The following is a 7,110-nucleotide window of genomic DNA, read 5'->3' as shown; positions in this document are numbered from 1 at the left end:
TCCATGCAGACGCAGACGAGATTACAGAGCTGAGACTACAGCTTCAACAAAGGGATGAGGAAATAAAGACGCTGAAGACTGGCATAGAAGGTTATGAAAAGACTCTGTCTACAATTCTCCAGGGAAGAGGGCATTATACAAGGTACGAGCCGTCGGAAATAGATATAGTCTTGAAAATAACCGAGAAAGAGTTTTACCCACAAGAAGCTAAGAGTTTTATTTTGGAAATCCTGAGAGAGAAAATTAATAACGTACACGAAGGGAGCAGAGTCCAGCATATACTTAGAAACTTGGTTGAGAATAACGAAGCAAACGAGGGTGATGATCATCGTCAGAGAATTAGGGAATCTGTAGACAGCTTGTCTTCAGACTATAATGGGTGGAGTGATTATTACAGAAAAAGGTTGGAAGAGCTCGGTTTTGAGGTCATCGCGGAAGATAATCATGTCAGGATTTGCTTTCACGGGGATAGACGCTACCAAATTAGCCTGTCCAAAACCCCTAGCGATCGGGAGGCCGGCCACAGCATTTCTCGGGATATCCGCAACACTATTTTTGGTCTCTAGACAATCTTGAGGCGCCTCAGGCAAATGATCTGTAGTTGCAAACCTAACTTCTTACTTGCCCTCTGAGGCCAAGAAAAGTTGAACCGAGTCCTGGTAGGCTGGAGGAAAGCCTGGGATCCCTGCCATGTTCTACCTACCGTTCTCGCTGTTGCTGTTTTTCATGCTGGTGCTGCTGCTGCCCTTCCTCTGGCTGGGGGTAGCGGTGGACGTGGTGGCGCTGGCGGTGGGGAAGCTGGGGTTCTCGCGGGAGGGGGCGCTGTTGCTGCTGCTGGCCATCTTGGTGGGCAGCTCGGTCAATATTCCTCTCTACCGCGTCAAGTGCGAGGTAACCCTAGTAGAAGACCTGGCCAGCCTGTGGATGCGGCAATTTTGGGGGATCCCGTTGGCCAAGATTTCTCAGGAGACGGTGGTTGCCCTCAACGTGGGTGGAGGGCTGATCCCGGTGCTCTTGGCCCTGTACCAATTTGGGCGGGCTGATGGGCTGTTGATCCTGGCCGTAACGGCACTGGTAACGGTGGTTAGCTACTACGCTTCCCACGTGGTGCCCGGGATCGGCATTCAGATGAATCCTCTGATTGCCCCGGCCACGGCAGCCTTAGCCGCTTTGTTCTGGGCGGGGGATCAGGCGCCGGCGGTGGCCTTTGCCGGCGGGGTTTTGGGCACAGTGATTGGAGCGGATCTGCTGCACCTGCCGGAGGTGCTGCGGCGCAATTGCTCGGGCATTCTCAGCATTGGCGGGGCCGGCGTTTTCGACGGCATTGCCCTCTGTGGCCTGTTTGCCCTGCTGCTGAGCTAAACCAGCAAATAGGTGAGGGAAAGGGTAACAGCCTGGCTGGGATCCAGCCAGCGCAGGTCGGGATCCCCTTCTGGCGGACGACGGGTCAGCTCTTCTAGCAGCATCTGCGTCCACTCCAGCGGTTTGCTGAGCAACATCGGCGAACGGGTTATCCCCTGCTGACGGATCATGGTTTTGAGGGCTTCCAAGCTGGCCGACAAGGGGCGAGTACTGGCCACAAACAATAGCTCGGTCAGCCCCTGGGCATGGCAGGTGAGCAGATCGGGATTGACGGCAGAGCGCGACTCCCCGGCCACCTCAGGCAGGGGTGGCAAAGTCAGGCTGCCCTTGGCCTCTAGACGCAGTGGCAGGGCAAAGTCCTCCTGGGGCACGGGAGCCAACAGGTGCAGTTGCCCGCTGGAATCGACCATCAACAGGTAGCCGAACAGATCCTGCTCGCCTTCGTTGCGCAGGGTGAGATGCAAGGGATCCCCGCGTATAAAGCGTGGGATGCCTGGCTCGGCAAGAGCAGAGGCCCCTTGGGCAAACCGTGGCGCCCGCAAGGGGGCTTTACTTCTGGTGGACAATTCCCCCACCACCGCCAGCGGCGAGGTAGCCGCGTTGAGGGTAGCCCGCAGACGTTTGGCCGCCAGCAGATGGGCTAGACGAGGCACCAGCCGTTGCACCGCCATAGCCGCAGCTTCCCCAGCCGGCCCGCAGGAATTGAGCAGCAATTCTCGCCCCGGCCAAAAGAGGCTGTAGCCGTTGACTTCCAAAGGCTTGGGCAGAGCGTCTGCTTGAAAGGCAGCGGCCATTTCTGGAGTAATGCGGCCCAGCAGGCAATCCACCTGGCGCTCGCGCGGGTTAGCCGTCTCCATCCAGCTATAGCCGGCGATGGCGTTGGTCAGATCCACTTTTTCAACGCGACCCAAGTTGTCTTCCAGACCCACCAAAAGCTTGAGGCTGCTGGAGAGGCTGCGCAACTGCTCCCGCACCAGCGTTCCCACCGGAGGTAATTGACCTTCCCCATTGGCCGGCTGCACCTGTGCCAACAGCCCACTGCGAGAACGAATCAGCAGCGGCACCGGCGAGGTGGTGGAAGACTCGGCAGCAAGGGGAGCCAAAAGAGTACCCGGCTGCAGACCACCCAGCGCCGCCGGTGGGATCCCACCCAGCCACACCTGAGCCCGATTCCCCTTCACTTCCTGGATCACGCCGCTGACTGCCACCTGAGGGGGGGTGAGGAAGTAGGGCGGGATGCGTCGAGCCGTTTCTTTGCCCTCCAAGATGGGGCGCTGACAGGCAAACAGGCCCAGCTCCCGCCGGCTGGCCACTTGGTTGAAGGCCACCAGCAGGCGAGTGGCAGGTGTGCTTTCCCACAGGTACTGCGTCAGCAGATAGGTGAGTACTCCAGCGTAGAATCCTGGCCAAGCGGCTTCTGCTGCCAAGTCTTGGGGAGTGGTGGCGGCAATCAACAAGCCCTTGGGCGGAGACGGCCAAACCCGCTGCGGTTCCGAGGAGTCTGAGGCGGCAGATCCTGCTCCTTTCCCGGCTGGGGGGCGGGAACGCAGTTGCAAATTGCCTCGCACCGACGGCAAGACATGGGTGAAGCCACAGTCCAGCAGAGTGGTGATCTGGGCGGTGCCCAAGCCTTCCACAAGCCGGAAAAAGCTGTCTAGCTCCATCACCGCCATTCCTTCAGAGCCAGACAACAGCAGCACCGGCTGCCACTGGCCTGGCGTCGATCCCGCCCGCCACTGGCCGTAGCCGCTAAACTGCACGACCACTGTTTCCGCCGCCTGACTTGAACCCCCCAAGTGCTCCGCAAAGGCTGCTTGGATCCCACTCGGCGTGGCGGCCCCATCGGTGAGGGTGAGAATCTCTGCCGGCTCAAAGCCAAAGCGATACAAGAGCAGCTCCCGCTGCAGCTCCACATCGGTCACACAGCCCTGCAGCGGGGATCCCTCACCAGGGTAGCGGTTAATACCTATCAAGAGAGCCAACTTGCGGGAGCTGGCCGCCAAAGCTTGCCCATAGCGCTCAGCCTGACCCACCAACCAGCCAGGAGAGAGACCAAGGCCGGCAGCAACCAGGAGTAACTTTTGTAAAAAAGACCGCCTTTCCATGTTAGCCTCGTGGGCTGCCTCACTGGCGTAACAGCCACCCTGTTGGCGAGCGAGCCACAGCTCAACTTTGTACTGGATCTGTTGCTGCCTACTTCAGGATATCCCCACCCCCACAGCTTTTTCGAGGGATCGGGTGACCGTTTTTGGCGTTTCGTTTACACGTTTACATTGTTGACGAAAGCCTTGGCGGGATCCCTTCCGTCTGGGTATGGGAAAACCGACGCCAAGCCCGTTTAGTACTTGCGCTGAATCCAATAGGTGGTAAATAGCTCGCCACTGGCCTGTTTCTGGATTTTGCCGCCCAAGTCAGCGATGCGCCGCTCCCACTCCTGTAGGGGTGTGAGAATCGGTTCGCTGCCTTTGAATAGCTCAATCAACCCCCACTGTTCGGCCCACACCGATTCAGGATTGACCACTTCGATAATCACTGGTGCAGCCGGACGCAACACCCGCATCAGTTCTGCCCAAACCGCATCAAAGTAATCTATCGGGTAGTAGTACAAAAATCCTGTAGCAATGGCCAGATCGAACTGCTCTGGCCCGTAGTTCTCCAGGTGATGGGCGGATCCCTGCTGCATCGACTTGAACAGCTTGGAGTTAAGCTGCGGTGCTCGCGAGCGCACAAAGCGCACGATCCCCCCACTCAGCTCATGGCCGTAAAAGTGAGCCTGCCAGTCGTTCCAGGGATAGGTCAGGAAACTCACTCCACAGCCCAGATCCAAGCAGGCTTCCCGCTTTTTGGGGGCGCGCAATTGCCAAAAAGGGATCCCCAGGCGTTCCTGGAGGTGATCCCGCTCTTGGGCTTGCCAAAAGGGCAACTGCTCCAGGTCAGGGGGAAGCTGCCAACTGGCCCGACCTAGCTGCACCTCCAGCTCCCGGTTGAAGCGGGCGGCTACGGCGGCAAGGTAGGGATCCCAGCGTTCCCCAGTTTGCGGTAGCTCCATCTTCGGCTAGCTGTGTCTTGGATGCTTGGGTGCTTAACTGGCCTTTAACCTAGACTACCAGGAGGCCCGGCCCATAGACCCCCGGCTGCAGGGATCCATTGACCCAACTGTAGCTGCCGAGGATGGTGCCAGCGGGGACTTGAGCCTGGGAGCCCAGGTGCGTGTGAGCGCCGATGTAGCAGGGGGCTTGTAGCTGGGCGTTGGGGTGGATCTCAGCCGTTTTGTGAACCCATACCCCCGGCGCCTTTGCTTCCACATCCTCGAGAGGAAAGTCTGTCATCCGGCCCAGGAGAATGTCCAGTTGGCCGTGGTAGTAGCTGGCCGGCGTGCCCAGATCCCGCCAGTAACCAGTGTGCAGGTAGGCTTGCAGCCGTCGCCCCTGCCGCAGCAAATCGGGGAAGACACGCCGCTCCAAGCTGAGGGGATCCCCGCTGGGGTAGTCTTTGAAAATAGCTGGATCAAGGACGTAGGTGCCGGCGTTGATGGTGTTGGTGGTGAGGGTGAGAGCTTCGGCAGCGGTGGGCTTTTCCCGAAAGGATTGGATCCGGCCCCCTTCCCCCACCTCCACTAGGCCATAGGCGGTGATGTCCTCCACGCGGGCAAGGGTAAGGGTGGCAACGGCCCCACTCTGTAGGTGGCACTGTATCAAAGCTAACAAATCCAGATCGGTGAGGATATCGGCATTGAAGACTACGAGGGGATCCCCGCTGAAGTAGGGTTGGGCCAGCACCAAAGCTCCCGCTGTGTCTAGCGGCGTCTCCTCGACGATGTAGCGGAGCTTTACTCCCCAAGCGGCGCCATCTCCAAGAGCCGCCTCGATTTGTCTGCCCAGATACCCCACACTGAGTAAAATGTCTGTCAGGGCGGCCCGGCGGCAGCGCCCGATCAGCCAGTGCAAAAAGGGTACCTCCAACAAAGGCAGCAAGGGCTTTGGCTGCCATAGGGTCAAAGGCCGTAAGCGAGTTCCCTGCCCCCCTGCCAAAATCACCGCCTGCATAGCCGTCCTCAACCCATCTTCCCCGCCTAGATAGTAGGGGAAAAGGGCTTGGTTCGCCAGAGCCAATTGGCTGAGGCTAGCTCAGGCGCAGATGCGGGGCACAGGGGCAGCCGCCGAGATGACTTGCAACAAACGCGGAATACGGCTGCTGTCGTAGATGCGAAATTCCTTTTCCACAACAGCTTTTTCGTCGCGCACCGCCTGGTTTAAAACGATGGATCCCTCGGGGTCGGAAACAGAACGGTGAAAGGTGCCAGGAGGAATGCGCAAAATGCCTCGATTCGCCTCCAGGCGCACAATGTGAAAGGGATCCCGCCAGCTAAAGTTGACCAAGTAAAAGGTTCGTCCTCCCCACAGAGCCAACAAATTGTCTTCTTGGTGGGGATGTAGATAAAACTGCCAATAGCCCTGAGGATTGTCGGGAGGGCTGACGGCTGGCCCTTCGTGATAAACCAGATCGCGGGCATTGGATCGGGGGATGGTGATATCGAAAAACCGCACGCCGGGAGTATCTCGAAACTGATGAAAAGGCAAGAGAGCAAACATAGATCTGGACATAGGCACGCCTAATTGTTCAGAGACAGCCAGAAGGTATTTTTTCCACTGTGAAGCAGAATTCCAGCTTTTTTCAGTCATACTGGCCCCAGCACAACAGAGGTATCTTCTGTACTTTCTGGGGAATAGCTGCCTTGCCGATTGGCAAGACTTCCATCCAGCGGAAAAAAGCTGTACGTTGTAGTTTAGTCAGCCTCAGCGAGAGGTTCAAACCTGAGATAACATCACATCTATGCGCAGATCGAATAGATGGCATCGATGAACATCTCGCAACTGCAAGCCTGGGTGGCAGTGGTGGAGAAGGGGAATTTCAGCGAAGCCGCCCTGCAACTGCACATTTCCCAGTCGGCGGTGAGCCGGGCCATCGCCAGTCTGGAAGAAGAACTGGGGGTAACCCTGTTGGTGCGCGGTCGGTTTGGGGCACGTCCAACTCCGGTGGGAGAGCGGTTACTGCGCTATGCCCGCAAGATGCTGCAATTGCGCGAACAGATGGACTACGAGGCCAACCTGGAAAAAGGCTTACGTGGGGGAAGTGTGCGGGTTGCTGCCTTTCGCAGCGCTGCCACGCACCTGTTGCCACCGGTGATCGCCCGCTTTCGCCAGCAATTTCCGCAAGTTACCCTTACCCTCACGGAAGCAGATCCGGCCACTGTGGAACATCTGCTGCGCTCGGGCCAGGTGGATATCGGCCTGTTGCCGCTGCCGCGAGCTGCCGAGGATCTGCAGACGTGGGAGATCGCTCGCGACGAGTTCATTCTGTTGGTGCCGGAGAGCTTTGGCCCTCTGCCGGAAGCCGTGACCTGGGCGGATCTTTCCCGTTTTTCCTACATTCTCTACAACTACGCTGAATGCACCACAGCGGTGCGCAACCACTGGGAGGCGGCCCACCAAACCCTTAAGGTGGCCTACCTAGTCAAAGAAGATTCCACCATCGTCAACATGGTGGCGCAGGGCCTGGGAGCGGCCATTTTGCCTCGCCTGGCTGCCATCCCTATTCCCCCAGGGATCCAGATCCGCCGTCTGCCCGTCCCGCTGGAGCGGGTGATCGGGGCTGCCGTGCTGGCCTCGGCGCTGCATCCGCCGGCAGTCTATGCCTTTCTGGAGACTTTGCGAGGAAGCCGATCCGAGCGGGCAGGGTGAAGTTCAA

At 58.4% G+C, this 7,110-nt stretch carries 7 protein-coding genes; 3 read left to right on the top strand and 4 right to left on the bottom strand.

The window, feature by feature from the left end; translation table 11 throughout:
• On the top strand, window positions 1-566 hold a 566-nt coding region (locus NW852_RS09675), incomplete at its 5' end, for a hypothetical protein (RefSeq protein WP_414426684.1).
• Window positions 567-690: 124 nt separating this feature from the next.
• Entirely contained in the window at window positions 691-1,362 is a 672-nt protein-coding gene (locus NW852_RS09670) for a DUF1614 domain-containing protein (protein ID WP_414371374.1), read from the top strand.
• Here the strand turns inward: NW852_RS09670 and NW852_RS09665 are convergent.
• The 4 genes from NW852_RS09665 to NW852_RS09650 all read right to left on the bottom strand — a co-directional run bounded on the left by NW852_RS09665 (window position 1,359) and on the right by NW852_RS09650 (window position 5,954).
• Window positions 1,359-3,467: a caspase family protein gene (locus tag NW852_RS09665; RefSeq protein ID WP_414426683.1), complete on the bottom strand. Its 2,109-nt coding sequence runs from the start codon at window positions 3,465-3,467 to the stop codon at window positions 1,359-1,361. The two genes, NW852_RS09670 and NW852_RS09665, sit on opposite strands and share 4 nt — an antisense overlap.
• 233 nt (window positions 3,468-3,700) lie before the next feature.
• Window positions 3,701-4,411: a methyltransferase domain-containing protein gene (locus tag NW852_RS09660; RefSeq protein WP_414364123.1), complete on the bottom strand. Its 711-nt coding sequence runs from the start codon at window positions 4,409-4,411 to the stop codon at window positions 3,701-3,703.
• A gap of 49 nt (window positions 4,412-4,460) precedes the next feature.
• Window positions 4,461-5,420: a sugar phosphate nucleotidyltransferase gene (locus tag NW852_RS09655; protein ID WP_414371368.1), complete on the bottom strand. Its 960-nt coding sequence runs from the start codon at window positions 5,418-5,420 to the stop codon at window positions 4,461-4,463.
• Between the two features lie 69 nt (window positions 5,421-5,489).
• A complete protein-coding gene (locus NW852_RS09650; protein ID WP_414364126.1) occupies window positions 5,490-5,954 on the bottom strand; it encodes a redox protein in 465 nt (154 codons plus the stop codon).
• A gap of 267 nt (window positions 5,955-6,221) precedes the next feature.
• On the opposite strand from NW852_RS09650, the gene NW852_RS09645 reads away from it, so the two are divergent.
• Entirely contained in the window at window positions 6,222-7,103 is an 882-nt protein-coding gene (locus tag NW852_RS09645; protein ID WP_414371366.1) for a LysR family transcriptional regulator, read from the top strand.
• Window positions 7,104-7,110: the final 7 nt, after the last annotated feature.

It is taken from the genome of Synechococcus sp. H60.1, from assembly GCF_047462335.1.
In the GTDB taxonomy this organism is placed as follows: domain Bacteria; phylum Cyanobacteriota; class Cyanobacteriia; order Thermostichales; family Thermostichaceae; genus Thermostichus.
Note: the sequence above shows the minus strand (reverse complement) of the source record. Positions and strands in the feature narration are given on the sequence as shown.

What these genes read in the sequence shown, in the direction of transcription:
- NW852_RS09670 (WP_414371374.1), top strand. Translation starts at nt 691, where the DNA reads ATGTTCTACCTACCGTTCTCGCTGTTGCTGTTTTTCATGCTGGTGCTG.
- NW852_RS09665 (WP_414426683.1), bottom strand. Translation starts at nt 3,467, where the DNA reads ATGGAAAGGCGGTCTTTTTTACAAAAGTTACTCCTGGTTGCTGCCGGC.
- NW852_RS09660 (WP_414364123.1), bottom strand. Translation starts at nt 4,411, where the DNA reads ATGGAGCTACCGCAAACTGGGGAACGCTGGGATCCCTACCTTGCCGCC.
- NW852_RS09650 (WP_414364126.1), bottom strand. Translation starts at nt 5,954, where the DNA reads ATGTTTGCTCTCTTGCCTTTTCATCAGTTTCGAGATACTCCCGGCGTG.
- NW852_RS09645 (WP_414371366.1), top strand. Translation starts at nt 6,222, where the DNA reads ATGAACATCTCGCAACTGCAAGCCTGGGTGGCAGTGGTGGAGAAGGGG.